General features: G+C 69.6%; 8 protein-coding genes. 7 read left to right on the forward strand and 1 reads right to left on the reverse strand.

Translation table 11 applies throughout. The features are described 5' to 3' along the window. The first annotated feature begins 114 nt into the window (after positions 1-114). The 6 genes from CHC09_RS35905 to yicI all read left to right on the forward strand — a co-directional run bounded on the left by CHC09_RS35905 (position 115) and on the right by yicI (position 9,874). A complete protein-coding gene (locus tag CHC09_RS35905; RefSeq protein ID WP_089297801.1) occupies positions 115-3,012 on the forward strand; it encodes a glycoside hydrolase family 3 protein in 2,898 nt (965 codons plus the stop codon). Between the two features lie 176 nt (positions 3,013-3,188). After that, complete coding sequence (locus CHC09_RS35910; protein ID WP_089297737.1) at positions 3,189-4,205, forward strand: LacI family DNA-binding transcriptional regulator; 1,017 nt, start codon at positions 3,189-3,191, stop codon at positions 4,203-4,205. Positions 4,206-4,347: 142 nt separating this feature from the next. Continuing rightward, positions 4,348-5,664: an extracellular solute-binding protein gene (locus tag CHC09_RS35915; RefSeq protein ID WP_089297738.1), complete on the forward strand. Its 1,317-nt coding sequence runs from the start codon at positions 4,348-4,350 to the stop codon at positions 5,662-5,664. A gap of 57 nt (positions 5,665-5,721) precedes the next feature. Continuing rightward, positions 5,722-6,621: a carbohydrate ABC transporter permease gene (locus tag CHC09_RS35920; protein WP_089297739.1), complete on the forward strand. Its 900-nt coding sequence runs from the start codon at positions 5,722-5,724 to the stop codon at positions 6,619-6,621. Positions 6,622-6,710: 89 nt separating this feature from the next. Beyond that, positions 6,711-7,592, forward strand: coding sequence for a carbohydrate ABC transporter permease (locus CHC09_RS35925; RefSeq protein ID WP_179277425.1), 882 nt, complete (start codon positions 6,711-6,713; stop codon positions 7,590-7,592). A 32-nt stretch (positions 7,593-7,624) separates the two neighbouring features. Then, complete coding sequence (gene yicI, locus CHC09_RS35930; protein ID WP_089297740.1) at positions 7,625-9,874, forward strand: alpha-xylosidase; 2,250 nt, start codon at positions 7,625-7,627, stop codon at positions 9,872-9,874. A 38-nt stretch (positions 9,875-9,912) separates the two neighbouring features. On the opposite strand, the gene CHC09_RS35935 is transcribed toward yicI, so the two are convergent. After that, the gene (locus tag CHC09_RS35935) at positions 9,913-13,209 is read right to left on the reverse strand and encodes an NACHT domain-containing protein (RefSeq protein WP_143232782.1); all 3,297 of its coding nucleotides are present in this window, start codon (positions 13,207-13,209) and stop codon (positions 9,913-9,915) included. Positions 13,210-13,333: 124 nt separating this feature from the next. On the opposite strand from CHC09_RS35935, the gene CHC09_RS35940 reads away from it, so the two are divergent. Further along, positions 13,334-14,005, forward strand: coding sequence for an enoyl-CoA hydratase-related protein (locus tag CHC09_RS35940; RefSeq protein ID WP_089297742.1), 672 nt, complete (start codon positions 13,334-13,336; stop codon positions 14,003-14,005). Positions 14,006-14,330 lie beyond the last annotated feature (325 nt).

Genomic DNA, 14,330 nt, shown 5'->3' on the forward strand with positions numbered 1-14,330 from the left:
AACCTGTTTCCGGCGGATTTCCAGAAGGTGTTGCCGCAGGCATCGGGCTGAATCTATGGTGACCCCACGTTGTCGAAGCGCTTCGATGTCTCGCAGTCACCGAGGGAGATCACCATGCGCAAGAGACGCGGCCTGGCCCTGCTGGCCGCCGCCCTGCTCACCGTCCCCCTGGCCGCCGCACCCGCTCGCGCCGACGAGTCCTTTCCGTTCCGCGATCCGAACCTGCCGCTGCAGGCCCGCATCGACGACCTGGTCGGCCGGCTCACCATTGACGAGAAACTCTCCCTGCTCCACCAATATCAACCCGCCATCCCGCGCCTCGGCATCGCCGTCTTCAAATCGGGTACCGAGGCGCTGCACGGCGTGGCCTGGTCCAACGACTACGACGCGGGCGGCGCCAAGATCGACGCGACCGCCACGGTCTTCCCGCAGGCGGTCGGCCTGGCCAGCACCTGGGATCCCGCGCTCATCGGGCGGGTCGGCTCGGCGGTCGGCGACGAGGCCCGCGGCCTGCACGCGCAGGACCCGACGGTCTGGGGGCTGAACCTCTGGGCGCCGGTGGTCAACCTGCTGCGCGACCCGCGCTGGGGCCGCAACGAGGAGGGGTACTCCGAGGACCCGCTGCTGAGCGGGGCCATCGCCACGGCGTACGGCAGGGGTCTGCAGGGCGACGACCCGGACCGGCTGAAGACCGCGCCGACGCTCAAGCACTACGCGGCCTACAACAACGAGACGCTCCGCGACCGTACGTCGTCGAACGTGCCGCAGCGGGTGCTCAACGAGTACGACCGGAAGACCTTCGAGATCCCCCTGCGCAACGACGCGGCGACCGGCGTGATGGCCTCGTACAACCTGATCAACGGGCGGCCGGCCACGGTCGACCCGGACCTCGCCGGGCTGGTCCGCGGCTGGAGCGATCAGCGGCTGTTCAACGTCACGGACGCCTGGGCGCCGACCAACCTGACCGGCTCGCAGGGCTACTTCGCCACTCAGGCCGAGGCGAACGCGGCCGTGGTCAAGGCCGGTCTGGACAGCTTCACGGTCAACGACGCCAACGGTGCGCCCACCGTCGAGGCCCTGCGGCAGGCGCTCGACCACGGGCTGCTCACCGAGGCCCAGGTGGACACGGCGGTCGGGAACGCGCTGAGCATCCGGTTCCGCCTCGGCGAGTTCGATCCGGACGGCGGGCCGTACGCCGGGATTCCCGCCTCGGTCGTGGACAGCCCCGCGCACCGGCGGCTCGCCCGGGAGGCCGCCGCCGAGGCGATGGTGCTGTTGAAGAACTCCGGGGGAGCGCTTCCGCTCAAGGCCGGCGGTTCGGTCGCGGTGGCCGGCCCGCTCGGGGACACGATCTACACGGACTGGTACGGGGGACAGCTCCCGTACCGGGTGACCGCCCTCGACGGACTCTCCGCCCGCGGGCCGGCCAGCTACTCCGCGGGCGCCGACCGGATCGCCCTCAAGGACGTGACCACCGGACGCTACGTCACCGCCGCCGACCCGGACGCCGTCGCCGCCACCGCCACGACCGCGGAGAGCGCCGCGCAGTTCGATTCGGTGGACTGGGGCGACGGGGTCTCCACCCTGCGCAACGCCGCCAACGGCAAGTACCTCGGCTACAACTGGGGCCCGTTCGTCACCCACGAGACGGCGCCCACCGGCTGGTTCGTCCAGCAGCAGTTCAAGGTGGAGGATCAGGGCGACGGCACGGTCGTGCTGCACTACGCCGGTTACGAGACGCAGGAGAGCTGGTTCGGCTCCAACATCTACGTGACCGTGGGCGCGGACGGCAAGCTCGGTCTCGGCGCGTCGACCGCGGCCGGCGCCGCCCGCTTCGCCAAGGAGGTTCTCGCCGACGGGGTCACCGCGGCCGCGGCCGCCGCCCGCAAGGCGGACACGGCGGTCGTGGTCGTCGGGACGAACCCGTTCGTGGCCGGGCGGGAGGCGCACGACCGGACCGGGCTGAGCCTGGGCGCGCGGCAGGAGGCGCTGATCGAGGCGGTCCGGGCGGCCAACCCGCACACCGTGGTGGTGCTGCAGAGCAGCTACCCGGAGGCGATCAACTGGGCCCAGCAGCACGTGCCGGGCATCGTGTGGACCACCCACGCCGGCGCCGAGACCGGGAACGCCCTGGCCGACGTCCTCTACGGCGACGTCAACCCGTCCGGGAAGCTGACCCAGACCTGGTACCGCTCCACGGCCGACCTCCCGGCGGACCTCAACCAGTACGACATCATCAAGACGAAGCAGACGTACCAGTACAGCTCCGCGAAGCCGCTCTACCCGTTCGGCCATGGACTGTCGTACACCGACTTCCGTTACGGATCGTTGCGGGTCGCCGATGGCCGGGTCAGCCTGACCGTCACCAACACCGGCCGGCGCGCCGGCGACGAGGTGGTCCAGCTCTACACCCACCAGCGCACCTCCCGGGACGCCGTCGCCACCGAGCAGCTGGAGGGCTTCCAGAAGGTGCATCTCGCCGCCGGGCAGTCGAAGGTGGTGACGTTCTCGCTGACCCCGCGTGACCTGGCGCGGTGGGACGTGACCCGGCAACGCTGGGTCACCGAGACCTCGGTCTACGACCTCCTGGTCGGCTCGTCGTCCGCCGACCTCCGGCAGCGGGCGTCGCTGCCCGTGCGGGGCGAGACGATCCCGGCGCGGGACCTGTCGAAGACCACGCGCGCGGAAACCTTCGACGACTACTCGGGCGCGCGGTTGCTGGACGAGAGCAAGGCGAGCGGCACGGTCGTCGCCGGGGACTGGATCGCCTTCGAGGACGCCGCGCTGCGCGGCGGCCGGACCCTGACGGTACGGGCGTCCGGCGCCGGGTCCGTTCAGGTCCGGGTGGGTTCGCCCACCGGGCGGCTGCTGGGCACGGCCACGGTGGGTGACACCGGCGGGATCTACTCGTACGCGGACGTCACCGCACCGTTGTCGGCCGTGAGCGGCCGTCAGGACGTCTACCTGGTGCTGAGCTCCGGGCTGAGACTGGCCTCGTTCAGCATCCGCTGAGACTCGCGGCGGGGGGCCGACTGGGAGCGGGCCCTCCGCCGCGACCCCCCGCGTGTGCGGGAACTTGAATCCATCGGCAAGCCTGACCCCGCGTGTGCGGGGCGTGACCAGGCAGGTAGTTAGGATCGAGGAGGGGAGCGGTCTTGGGTGGGGACCGGCAGACGTGGGGAGGCGCAGTGCCGACGATCAATGACGTCGCCCGGGCAGCCGGTGTTTCGCCCAGCACGGTGTCGTACGTGTTGAGTGGCCGCCGCCCCATCTCCGCCGAGACCCGGGCCCGGGTCCAGGCCGCCATCGCCGAGCTCGGCTTCCATCCGCACGCCGGGGCACGGGCCCTGGCCAGCAGCAAGACGAACGTGCTCGCGCTGGTCGCGCCGCTGCGGGTGGACGTCAACGTGCCGGTCATCATGCAGTTCGCGACGGCGGTGGTGACCGCGGCCCGGTCGTACAACCACGACGTTCTGCTGCTGACCAAGGACGAGGGCACCGCCGGGCTGGAGCGGGTGGCGCACAGCACGATGGTCGACGCGCTGATCCTGATGGACATCGAGCGCGACGACGTGCGCCTGCCGGCCATCCGGCGGCTCAAGCAGCCCTCGGTGCTGATCGGCCTGCCCGTCGACCACGCCGGCATCGCCTGCGTCGACCTGGATTTCGAGGCCGCGGCCGGGCTCGCGCTGCGGCACCTGGCCGGTCACGGCCACCGGCGGATCGGCCTGGTCGGCCCGTCGCCGTCGGTCTACCGGCGGCAGACGACGTACGCGGACCGGTTCCTCGCGGGGTTCCTCCAGGTCTCCGGCGAACTGGAGCTGCGGACCGCGACCCACCCGTGCGAGCCGGGCGTGGATGGTGCCCGGGCCGCCCTCGCCGACCTCGACACCGAACTGCCCGGCCTGACCGCCCTGGTGGTGCACAACGAGGAGGCGCTGCGGCCGTTGCTCGATCTGCTGCGCGCCGCCGGGCGCCGGGTTCCGGAGGACATCTCGATCGTCGCCGTCTGCCCGCGGGACGTGGCGGTCGCGATGCCGGTCAATCTGACCTCGATCGACATCCCGGCGCACGACGTCGGGACTCTCGCGGTGGAGACCGCGATGCGGCTGCTGGACAACCGCCGGGTCGACTTCACGCGGCTGCTGGAGCCGAGCCTGGTCGAGCGGGACAGCTGCCGCGAAATCGGGCCGTCACACCGTTGACATCTCCCGCACTGGTTCCCTAGCGTCTGCGACAAGGCAGTTGTCGAAGCGCTTCGACGGTTCGCGTCGATTCGTCGAAGCGCTTCGACAGATTCGCTTTTCTGTTTGCGTACTCCTTGACCAGTCCCCCTGGGAGGACGATATGGCAGTTTCCCGGCGCGGCCTGCTGGCCGGCTCATTGTTGATGACCGCGTCGCTCGCCCTGGGCGCCTGCGGCGGCGGTGGCGGCGACTCCACCTCGGACGAGGGCGCCGACGCCAAGTCCCTCACCCTCTGGCACTACGAAGGACCGACCAGCGCGATGGGCGTCGCCTGGAACAAGGCGATCGAGATCTTCAAGCAGAAGCACCCCGGCGTCGAGGTGAAGTTCGAGGAGAAGGGCTTCGAGCAGATCCAGCAGAACGCTCAGATGATCCTGAACTCGGACAGCGCACCCGACATCCTCGAGTACAACAAGGGCAACGCCACCGCCGGCCTGCTCTCCAAGCAGGGCCTGCTCACCGACCTCTCGGAGCAGGCCACCAAGCGCGGCTGGGACTCCAAGCTCAGCGCCAGCCTGCAGACCACGGCCAAGTACGACGAAGACGGCATCATGGGCAGCGGCAAGTTCTTCGGTGTGCCCAACTACGGCGAATACGTCATGGTTTATTACAACAAGGCGATGTTCGACAAGTACAAGATCGCCGTGCCGGCCACACTGGACGAATTCACCGCCGCGATGGACACGTTCGTCAAGAACAAGGTCACCCCGCTCGCGGTCGGCGGCGCCGAGTACCCCGCTCAGCAGATCTTCTACGAGCTCGCGCTCTCCAAGGCCGACCGCGCCTTCGTCGACGACTACCAGCTGTACAAGCACAAGGTCGACTTCAACGGCCCGGTGCTCAGCTACGGCGCGCAGACCTTCGCCGACTGGGTCCAGAAGGGCTACATCGCCAAGAACTCGGCCAGCATCAAGGCCGAGGACATGGGCACCTCCTGGGAGCAGGGCAAGTTCCCGATCCTGATCTCCGGCAGCTGGTGGTACGGCCGGTTCGCCAAGGAGATCAAGAACTTCGAGTGGGGCACCTTCCTGTTCCCGGGCAACAACCTGCACCCGGGCTCCAGCGGCAACCTCTGGGTCGTCCCGGAGAAGAGCAAGGCCAAGAGCCTGGCGTACGACTTCATCGACATCACCATGTCGCCCGAGGTGCAGAACCTGCTCGGCAACAGCGGCGGTGTCCCGGTCGCGGCCGACCCGTCGGCGATCACCGACCCGAAGAACAAGGAGCTGATCGAGAACTTCAACAAGATCTCGACCTCGGACGGCCTCGCGTTCTACCCCGACTGGCCCGCCCCGGGCTACTACGACGTGCTGGTCGCCGGCGTGCAGGGCCTGATCAACGGCTCGAAGACGCCGCAGGCGTTCCGCGACGAGATCGCCAAGCCGTACAACGAGAACCTGGCCGACCTGGGCAAGTGATCTTCGTTGCGGGCGGCGGGACTCCGCCGCCAGCAACGGGTGGAAAGGACCGGGCACATGGCCGGCAGCACCAAGAACCGCGGCTACGCGGTCTACCTCATCCCCGGGATCGTCGCCTCGACCGCGGTGATCATCGTTCCGCTGGTGATGACGGTCTACATCAGCTTCACCAAGTGGACCGGGATCGGTAGCCCCCGCTGGGTCGGCTTCGACAACTACACCCGGCTCTTTCAGGACGCCAACTTCTGGGCCTCCTTCGGGCACATCATCCTGCTGATCCTCGCGATGGCGGTGGTGCCGACCTTCCTCGGCCTGGTCCTGGCCGCGGTCCTGTTCGACTACATCGCCAAGCGATTCGGCGACCGCTGGGCGTCCGTGCTGCGCTCCGGCTACTACCTGCCGCAGGTGCTGCCGGTCGCGGTCACCGGCATCATCTGGGGCTGGATCCTGCACCCCAGCTACGGCGCGCTGAACAGGATCCTCGAGTCGGTCGGGCTCGGCTCGCTCGCGCACAACTGGCTCGGCGACCCGCAGTACGCGCTCTACAGCGTGATGGGCGTGATGATCTGGTTCCAGCTCGGCTACCCGATCGTCATGTTCATGTCCGGGCTGCAGCGCATCGACCCGGAGCTCTACGAGGCGGCCGATCTGGACGGCGCGACCTGGTGGCAGCGGTTCCGGAAGATCACCATCGCGATGATCCGGCCCGAGCTGTACGTGGTGCTGGTGACGACCACCATCGCCTCGCTCAAGATCTTCGGGCAGATCTTCGTGCTGACCCGCGGCGGGCCGAGCAACGCCACGCTCGTGCCGTCGTACTTCGCCTACAAGAACTTCTTCGAGAAGGCCCAGGTCGGGTACGGATCGGCGATCTCCACGGTGCTCACCGTCCTGATCGTCGTCCTCGCGATCGTCTTCCTGCGCCTGCAGAACCGTGCCGAGCGGACCTCGTCATGACCGACCGCACCGAGCGACGCCGCGCCGCGCCGATGAGCGACCTCGCAGGCGAGGGCCAGGAGGGCATGACAACGGAGACACAGGACCCGATGACTCTCACCGCCACTCGCGCACCCCAGCGTCGTACCGCCGAGAAGCCCGCCCTCCGGGAGCGCAACCCCGGCCGCTTCCTGATCCTGACGATCCTGCTCGTCCTGCTCCTGCTGATCGTCGCGCCGCTGCTGGTGGTCGCCGTCAACGCGGTCAAGAGCCCGGCCGACTACGCCGCGAACGGCCCGCTCTCCCTGCCCGGGAAGCTGCACTGGCAGGGCATCGTCGACTTCTGGAACCGGGTCGACTTCGGACTCAAGCTCTGGAACAGCTTCATCACCAGCCTCGCGGTGGCGGTGCTGGGCGTGATCCTCTCGGTGCTCAACGCGTACGCGCTGGGCATCGGCCGGGTCCGGGGCCGGCTCTGGTTCCTGGTCTTCTTCCTGATCGCCAACCTGCTACCCCAGGAGGTGCTGGTCTACCCGCTGTACTACCTGTCGAAGCAGTTCGGCCTCTACGACAGCCTGTTCTCGATCATCATCATCTTCACCGTCATCCAGAGCGCCTTCGGCACCTACCTGCTCACCTCGGTCTACACCGAGTTCCCCAAAGAGCTGCTGGAGGCCGCCGCGATCGACGGCGCGGGGAAGTGGCGCGCGCTGTGGCGGGTGGTGGTCCCGGTCAGCCGGCCGACCCTCGCGGTCCTGTTCACGTTCTTCTTCATCTGGACGTGGAACGAGTTTTTCCTGCCGCTGATCTTCCTGATCTCCAACGACAACCAGACCGTCCCGGTGGCACTCGGCGTGCTCCAGGGCGACCGGATGATGGACGCCACGACCACCAGCGCCTCCGCGCTGATCGGCATCATCCCGGCGATGGTCTTCTTCCTGATCTTCCAGCGGACCCTCACGCGCGGCATCGCGGCCGGCGCCATCAAGTGACCTCCGCCTTCAGTGACTCGTAAAGGACGCACATGAAGTTCACCGACGGCTATTGGCGTAAGCGCGACGGCCTCACGGTGGTGCACCCCGCGCACCACCTGGACAGCGCACCCGGGCCCGACTCGCTGACCGTGTACGCCGCGACCAGGCGGATCCACGACCGCGGGGACACGCTGGACGCGCCACTGATCACGGTCACCCTAACGGCGCCGATGGACGACGTCATCCGGGTCACGGTCGAACACTTCCAGGGTGTCGCGGCCAAGGGCCCGGACTTCCGGATCGGCGAAGGGCCCGCCGAGATCGCGGTCTCCCCGTCGACGTTCACCTCCGGCGCGCTCACCGCGCGGGTGAACACCGGCGACAACTGGGGACTGGACTTCCTCGCCGACGGCAAGCGGATCACCGGGAGCGGCTGGAAGGGGATGGGCGTCGTCTCCGGGGACGCCGGAGACTTCGTGCACGAGCAGCTGGATCTCGGGGTCGGTGAGGTCGTCTACGGCCTCGGCGAGCGCTTCGGGCCGCTGATCAAGAACGGCCAGAGCATCGACATCTGGAACGAGGACGGCGGCACCAGCAGCGAACAGTCCTACAAGAACGTCCCGTTCTACTTCACCAGCGCCGGGTACGGCGTCCTGGTCGACCACCCCGGCAGGGTCTCCTTCGAGGTGGCCTCCGAGATGGTCACCCGCACCCAGTTCAGCGTGGCCGGGCAGGCGCTCTCCTACCTGGTGATCCACGGGCCCACGCCGGCCGACGTACTGCGTAGGTACACCGCGCTGACCGGGCGGCCGGCGCTGCCCCCGGCCTGGTCCTTCGGCCTGTGGCTGACCACGTCGTTCACCACCTCCTACGACGAGGAGACGGTGAACAAGTTCGTCGACGGGATGGCCGACCGGGATCTGCCGCTGAGCGTGTTCCACTTCGACACGTTCTGGATGCGCGAGTTCAACTGGTGCGACTTCGAGTGGGACACCCGGATCTTCCCGGACCCGCCGGGCATGCTGAAGCGGCTCGCCGGGAAGGGACTCAAGGTCTGCCTCTGGATCAACCCTTACATCGCGCAGCGCTCACCGCTCTTCACCGAGGGCAAGGCCAACGGCTACCTGGTCAGGACCGTCGGCGGGGACGTCTGGCAGTGGGACCGCTGGCAGGCCGGGATGGGACTGGTCGACTTCACCAACCCGGAGGCCCGCGAGTGGTACGCGTCGAAGCTGCGGCCTCTGGTCGAGATGGGGGTCGACGCGTTCAAGTCCGACTTCGGCGAGCGGATCCCGGTCGACGGCATCGTCTGGCACGACGGGTCCGACCCGGAGCGGATGCACAACTATTACACGCAGCTGTACAACCAGGTCGTCTTCGATGTGCTGAAGGAGGCCCGCGGCGAGGGGGAGGCGGTGCTGTTCGCCCGCTCGGCCACGGTCGGCGGCCAGCAGTTCCCGGTGCACTGGGGCGGCGACAACACCGGCACGTTCGAGTCGATGGCGGAGAGCCTGCGCGGCGGGCTGTCGCTGATGTCGTCCGGGTTCGGGTTCTGGAGCCACGACATCGGCGGCTTCGAGGGCCTGCCCGACCCGGCGGTCTTCAAGCGCTGGGTGGCGTTCGGCCTGCTGTCGTCGCACAGCCGCCTGCACGGCTCGAAGTCCTACCGGGTCCCGTGGAACTTCGACGAGGAGTCCGTGGACGTGCTGCGGACGTTCACGCACCTCAAGTACCGGCTGATGCCCTACATCTTCGGGGCGGCCCGGGAGGCCCACCTGTCCGGGCTGCCGGTGATGCGGCCGCTGATCGTCGAGTTCCCCGACGACCCGGCGGTGGCCTATCTGGACCGGCAGTACATGCTCGGCGGTGACCTGCTGGTCGCCCCGGTCTTCAGCGCCGGCGGTGAGGTCTCCTACTACGTCCCGGCCGGCCGCTGGACGCACTACCTGAGCGGTGAGGTGGTGGAGGGACCCGGCTGGGTCCGGGAGACCCACGACTTCAGCAGCGTGCCGTTGTTGGTCCGGCCCGGAGCGGTGATCCCGGTCGGCGCCCGCCAGGACCGCCCGGACTACGACTACCGCGACGGGATCACGCTGCGCCTGTTCGAACCGGCTCCCGGCCGCACCGCGGTGATCGTTCCCGGACCGTCCGGCGCCGACACGGTCTTCACCGTCGAACGCGACGGCACCGAGATCCGGATCGGCCGCGCCGGCGACGCCCTCCCATGGCGGGTCCAGCTCGGCACCGGCGTCATCGAACTCGCCGCCGACCAGGACAGCTGCACCCTCACCCTGGGCTAGCAGCCCCGATGACCGGCGGGACCCACCAGGCCCGCCGGTCACTCAGGCTTGGGCGCGAGTTCTGCCAGACGCTTTGCCAGCCGGGGACGGTCGGACACGCGGTTCAGGAGGGCTGCGAACGCGTCAGGCTCCGAAAGCTCGGGAATCTCGGGCAGGGTCAGGTTCAGCTCGGCGAGCCGGACCAGAGCCTCCGCGGTAACGACCGCATCCAGCCCCGTAAGGCGTGGGAACAGAAAATACGCCAGCGTCGTGGCGAGATGCGGATCGGCTTCGTCATCGTGGCCGAGATGGTTCAGTGCGCACTTCACCACCGCATCCATGGTGGTCGTGGCGAGGCCGGCGCGCGCCTCGTATTCGCAGAATTGGTCCAGGATCTCCGCCACCAGGGCGGGGGTGGCGGCCCGCCCGGCGGCGAGCTGGTTCAGCACGAGAGCCTGGTACCGGTCCTGTTCCTCGTCGCGCCAGGGTGGGAAGTCGTGGGTCGCGATGTCGGCGGCCAGGCGGTAGGCGTCGGGCGAGGGGTTCATCATCAGCTCGAGCAGGGCGCGGGCGGCGGACGTCGAATGCTCCGGCCACCAGGCGACGATGGTGTTCACGCTGGAGCTGAGCGAGGTGACGACCGGCTCCAGAGCGAGTTGGCTGACGTCGTCGAGCAGGCCGCACTGCAGGTAGGCCTTGCGCCGGAGTTTGTCGCCGTGCAGGTTGCTGTACGCGAAGCCGGTGCTGCCTCGCGTGCTGGAACCCGGCGCGATGTCGAAGGTCCAGTAGGGGTCGATCTCCGGCGATGCGAAGGTGCCGTCGTCCAGCCAGACCCGGACGTCCCGGCGGCGGTCGACCCAGATGCGCTCCAGCGCCAGCGCATCGGTCAGGCTGTCCCAGCCGTCCATCGTCAGCTGGGATCTCCAGAGCAGGACCTGACGGTGCCAGGCACCGGCGACGCCGTCCGTGAGCCCGAACAGCTTGCCGGCCGTGGTCTCGGGCACCGCACAGAGAACCAGGAGCAGCAGGTTCGCGCTGTAGGCGGCGTAGCGTGGCGGCTCGCCGGGGGACTGTGGCCGGTAGTCGAGGTAGCGCACCGCCGGTGGAGCGTGGTTGACCCGGCGGAACAGCCGGGTCAGTAGGTCCTCCAGCACTGGACGGTGCGCCGGGTCGATCATGTCGGTGAGGAAGGCGATGATCGGGCCGCGCAGGGTCAGCGGCTCGAAGGACAGCAGGGCTCGCAGCAGGTCGTCCTCGACCGGCTCGGCGCCGAAGGAGAGCGTCGACGCGGCCTCGCGGGCCGCCATGTCACGCAGGATGTGCCAGGTCAGCCGTGCGACCAGGAACTCGCCGAACGTCGCGTGCAGGAACTCGTAGGTCTCCAGGCGGGTCTCGTCCTGGGCGGCGGCGCGAGCCCGGTGGATGAAGAAGAAGCGGCCGAGGGTCAGCTCGGCCGTCCGCAGCGGCGTGCGCAGGTCGGCCCCGGCCGGCGGGCGCGCGGGCCCGAGCAGGGCGACGAGGTCCTGCTCCAGATCGTTCTCGGTCACCCAGAGGGCGGCCCGGTTGAACATCGCGAACGCGACCACCGAGAGCCGGCGCAGCTCGTTCTCAATCGCCGTGTGCAGCTCGTGCTCGGGCAGGCCGGGCCGGTGGCGGGTGATCTCGCGGACCGCGAAGCTGCGGAGCAGTCGCTCGTAGAGCTCGTGCGCCCGCAGGTCGGCGCCGACGCGTTGCAGCGCGTTCCCGTCCGCGTCGTAGAGCGCCAGCATCAGCAGCAGCAGGGGCTGCTCGGCGAGGCTGCGGTGGGCGAGCACGATCTCCGCGTCGAGCGGCTGCAGTCCGTGCGCCGCGAAGTCCTGCGCGTTGGTGCTGTTCCAGATGTCCAGCCAGGCGGTGACGCGCTCGTCGTCGAACGGCTCGAGCCGCAGGGCGACGGTCTGCTCCGGCGCGCGGGCCCGGTCCGCCACGGCTGTCCGGCTCGTGACGATCACGGCGACCGGCCGGCCCTGCTCGGCCTCGCGGCGCTGGAACCGGGCGACCTTGACGAGGTAGTCGGTCTGGCTCACCCCGACCGCCTGGAGCAGCTCGTCGAAGCCGTCCAGCATGATGACGGGCATCGCGTCGCCGGCGGCACGGGCCAGCGCCGGCCACTCGACGCGCTCGCCGGTGGCCTGGCGGATCGCGTGTTCGATCTGGTCCTGCACGTCGTCGGCGGCTGGAGCATCCCGGAGGATGACCCGGATCGGCAGGAAGTCGGCGGCCGGCAGGCGGGCGGCGAGCACCCGGGTCAGCACCGACTTGCCGGAGCCGGGCTGGCCGAGCACCAGCAGCGGGGCGCGCGTCGCCTGCGGTGAGGTCAGGTGCCCGATCAGGAACTCGGGCAGATCGTTGCGGACGGGAACGTCGTGCCACCAGGACTCCTCGCTCACCTTCGCGGCCGAGGGCACGTCGGCGGCCCGGAAACGCGGCGGGAGGTAGGCCTCGCCCAGCTTCGGCACCCGGATTCCGTCCGGCACGTCACCGGACTCCACGATGAGCCGGTCCAGCTCGGCGCGGTAGGCCCGGGCCAGGCTCGCGCGGCGGTCGTCGGGCGCCCGGCCGGTGGAGATGTCGCGCAGGAGCTCCTCGAGCCCGGCCAGCGCGGCCCGGGTGGCCCGGTGCTCCCGCTGCGCTGCCCAGCAGGCCATCTCGGGGAAGTCCGCCGCGAGCCGCCGGAAGTCGTCCTCATACCGGATGCGGGCCAGCGCCGGCAGTTTGCGCAGCTCGGTGTCGAACTCCCGGCGCGCGGTCTCCGGGAGCGCCTCCCACACGGCCAGGCCCGCGAGGAAGCCGCTGAAGGCGCCGGCGAGGTCGGCGTAGTAGGTCTGCAGCGTGGTGAGGAACAGTTCGGGGGACTGCTGTGGGTGTGGCAGGGCCTGTCCGGCCGACATGATCAGGGCCAGGAGGCTGTTGGTCCCCGCTTCGGCGACGGAGTGCCGCGCGTCGCTGCCGGCGCGTGCGGCGACAGCGAGCTGTTCCGCCGCCGCCAGCTCGTTCGCGTCGAGGCCCTTCGGCAGGTCGACCCTGGTCAGGCTGTCGAAGAAGGCCGCGATCACCAGCACGGCGTGCGCGGCCTCGAGGCGCTCGGTGCGGGTGTGCCGGGAGAGGCCGCTGCGCCGTTCGCTGAAGCCGCGGACCAGTTCGTGACTGAGCCGGACGAACTCGGCCTTGGCGTCGAACCAGCCGAGCAGCGTCGGCACGGCCGGGGTGCCGAGGAGCAGCAGCCCGCCGGTGATCTTCTCGAGAGCGGCGACGACTTTGCTGTCCTGACCGCCGAGCAGGCGGACCGCGTCCGAATAACCGAGGGGGCGAGGCATGCCGTCCATCTTGGCCCGGCGACGCGAGGTTGTCGGTAACGCCAGGGCTACCTTGACCGGTCGTGTCCGGGTGAGTGAGGATGACTAAGTTACCTGCGGGTAACTTTCGCGACAAGGAGGCCGCATGCCAACGCTCGAACGGCACGACGACGTGTTCGTCCTGGACCTCGGGGACACCGAGAACCGGTTTCATCCCGACTGGCTGATCGCCGTCAACACCGCCCTCGACGAGGTCGAGAAGGCCGGCGGGGCGAGGGCCCTGGTCACCACGGCCGGCGGGAAGTTCTTCTCGAACGGCCTGGACCTCGACTGGCTCGGCGCCAACGGCGGCGCGTTCCAGGAGTACGCGGTGTCCGTGCACGAGTTGTTCGCCCGTTTCCTCGCCCTCCCGCTGCCGACCGTCGCCGCCCTGCAGGGGCACGCCTTCGCGGCCGGGGCGATGCTGTCCCTCGCGCACGATTTCCGGGTGATGCGCTCCGACCGCGGGTACTGGTGCCTGCCCGAGGTCAACATCAACATTCCGTTCACGCCGGCGATGTCCGCGCTGATCCAGAGCCGGCTGACGCCGAAGGCCGCGCACGAGGCGATGACCACCGGCCGCCGCTACGGGGGCGAGGAGGCGCTGGCCGCGCAGATCGTCGACCAGGCGGTCGCCGAGGCCGCGGTGCGGCCGACCGCCGTCAAGATCGCTGAGACGCTCGCGGCGAACGCCGGGGAGACGCTGGGCACGATCAAGGCGCGGATGTACGGTCCAGCCCTCGAGCTTCTTCGCGACCGCTCGAACCCGCTGGGCTGAGCACGCGAACCCCGCCTGGCCGGCCGTGCGAATCCGCTCGGCCGGTCGCGGAGATCTGATCCGCGCGGCGGTGCCCGGGAGCCGGGATGCCGGGCCGCGACGCGCGGCACGGCCCCGGCCGGGCGGGGGCATCGCGCGAGACCGGCACGGGGCTCGGCTCGTAGCCCGCGCACGGGGCTCCACAGCTCGTACCGTCGCAAGGGTTGAACGTCGGAGAAGGCGGCCCGGCGCCCGGCGTGGGTTTTTCGGGTGCCGGTTGACCAGGGCGTTCGTGGGTCCGGAGCGTGCTTTGATCGTCCACTGTGTCCATTGAGAGGAGGGGAGG

It is taken from the genome of Actinoplanes regularis, assembly GCF_900188005.1.
GTDB classification, from domain to species: Bacteria; Actinomycetota; Actinomycetes; order Mycobacteriales; family Micromonosporaceae; genus Actinoplanes; species Actinoplanes regularis.

Bases quoted from the DNA above. Each gene is read 5' to 3' on its own strand.
- CHC09_RS35905 (WP_089297801.1), top strand. From the start codon at position 115: ATGCGCAAGAGACGCGGCCTGGCCCTGCTGGCCGCCGCCCTGCTCACC.
- CHC09_RS35915 (WP_089297738.1), top strand. From the start codon at position 4,348: ATGGCAGTTTCCCGGCGCGGCCTGCTGGCCGGCTCATTGTTGATGACC.
- CHC09_RS35920 (WP_089297739.1), top strand. From the start codon at position 5,722: ATGGCCGGCAGCACCAAGAACCGCGGCTACGCGGTCTACCTCATCCCC.
- CHC09_RS35925 (WP_179277425.1), top strand. From the start codon at position 6,711: ATGACTCTCACCGCCACTCGCGCACCCCAGCGTCGTACCGCCGAGAAG.
- yicI (WP_089297740.1), top strand. From the start codon at position 7,625: ATGAAGTTCACCGACGGCTATTGGCGTAAGCGCGACGGCCTCACGGTG.
- CHC09_RS35935 (WP_143232782.1), bottom strand. From the start codon at position 13,209: ATGCCTCGCCCCCTCGGTTATTCGGACGCGGTCCGCCTGCTCGGCGGT.
- CHC09_RS35940 (WP_089297742.1), top strand. From the start codon at position 13,334: ATGCCAACGCTCGAACGGCACGACGACGTGTTCGTCCTGGACCTCGGG.